Genomic DNA, 1,854 nt, shown 5'->3' on the forward strand with positions numbered 1-1,854 from the left:
CCGAGTACGAAGCGCGGCCCACATGGATCAGGGTGGGCGAGAGATCCGCCCACACCTCGCCGCCCAGATCGCGCCAGCGGCGGCAGAAGGCGTAGTCCTCGGAGAGGTACTCGCGCGTCTCGGGCTCGACCATGGTCTCGAACAGCATGTGGACCTCCTCGCTGGAGGACATGTCGCCCATCCTGACCTTCAGCTCCGGGTGCGCGGCGGCCAGCCGTTCGACCACCGGCCGAGCGACCATCATGAAGCCGGTGCCGACGTAGGCGACCCGCGCCAGACCGTCCTCCACCTCGACTTCATTGCGAGCGTTCGGGATGAAGCGGATCACGAAGCCAAGGGAGGCGGCTTGCAGGTCCGCCGCCCCCGCCAGGGCCGCCTTGCGGACTTTCTCCCACTCGGTGCGCTTCAGCGGATAGATTCCGCCGATCAGGTCCTTGCCGGCCTCGAGCAGCCGGAACACGGCGTCGGGTGCGAAGCCGATGTCCGCGTCGCAGAAGAACAGATGGCTGCAGTCGCTGGCCAGGAAGCGGGTGGCCAGCGTGCCGCGGGCCCTAGGGATCAGCGAGTCGCCGCCGTGCAGCTCCAGGCGCAGCCGCACGCCGCGCGCGTCGCAGGCCGCCTGCAGGGCCATGACGCTCTTCATGTACTCGATGGTGACCTCGCCGCCGTAGCAGGGGGTGGCGAGGAAGATCGACGGCGCGTCCGCGGGCATACCCCTCCTATGCGGCGGCCGCCCGGGCGAGGAAAGCCCCTTAGGGGATCGCCGGGACCTTCCCGGGCCAGGTCAGGAAGCCGTTGGCGTCCCGCCCGGCCGCCTCGAGCCCGGGCCGCACGCAGCACGGGCCGCCGCGAGCGATCACGCCGTGCGAGCTTCCGCTCTCGCGGTAGGACTCGCGGAAGCTGCTGCTCTCTTCGTAGCTGCGCTCCTCATAGCGGCGCACGCCGCCGTGCAGCCGCGCCTCACGGTGCTCACGGCGGATCTCCGGCTTGTGCGGCCGGCGCTCGCCGTAGCCCTCGTGCCGCTCGTAGCCGCCCTGCGCATAGCCGCCGCGGCGCTCCACGTGCCCGCCGCTGTAGCGATCCTCACGGCGATAGCTCTCCCGGTCCGCGAACCGCTCCTCGTCGTGGCGGGGCGGCGGCGGAAGCGGCTTGCGGTAGGGCCGCACGTCCAGATAGCCGTCCTCGGGGTGGCGATGGTCCTCGTGGCGATAGCCGCCGTCGGTCTCGTGGCCTTCGCGGCGGCCGTAACGCTCACCCTCGTAGCGACGCTCGGCGTAGCGGCGCTCGATTTCGCGGTCCTCCAGGTCTTCGTAGCGATAGCCGCCGCCGGGCGGGACAACGACGGGGCGGCGCTCGTAGCCGCCGCGGTCGCGGCGTTGGACGACCCGCTGCGCGACCGCGCCTGTGTGACGGACGGTCCGCGCTTTCTGCCGACGCGCCGAGGCCTTGGCGGCCGGGGGGCAGGCGGCTTGCACCTTCGCGGGCGGACAGGCGAGGCCCGCCGCGGTCTGCGGCGCCGGCTCCAGAGTCGGCGGCGGGACCGGCGCAGTCGCGGCCGGCGGCGCCGCGGCCTGGCCGCCGGGGCGGCCCGGAGCCTGCGGTTCGCGCGCCTGGCACCCGGCCAGGGCCAGGGCGGCGAGCGGGATCAACCAGCTGATGCGCATCTTCGCCTCGTCCTCTGAACCCCTAGTGTGAAGGCCCAGCGCCGCCGTGGGCGCCGGATTCACCCGCCGCGCGAAGATAGGCGGCCACCAGGTCGTCGTACAGGTGCAGCTGCTTATAGGCCCGGAACTCGGCGCTGGCGCCGCGCCAGGCCGCTGCGAAGGCGCTCAGCCGCTCCGGATCGCGCCGCAG

Annotated in this window: 2 protein-coding genes; both read right to left on the reverse strand. The window is 72.8% G+C overall.

Features of this window, described 5'->3' with window-relative positions:
* On the reverse strand, positions 1–712 hold a 712-nt coding region (locus VHK87_RS01940), incomplete at its 3' end, for a hypothetical protein (RefSeq protein WP_329633209.1).
* Positions 713–752: 40 nt separating this feature from the next.
* Positions 753–1,664, reverse strand: coding sequence for a hypothetical protein (locus tag VHK87_RS01945; RefSeq protein WP_329633210.1), 912 nt, complete (start codon positions 1,662–1,664; stop codon positions 753–755).
* Positions 1,665–1,854: the final 190 nt, after the last annotated feature.

Origin of the sequence: Phenylobacterium sp., assembly GCF_036263695.1 — a bacterium.
Taxonomy (GTDB): domain Bacteria; phylum Pseudomonadota; class Alphaproteobacteria; order Caulobacterales; family Caulobacteraceae; genus Phenylobacterium.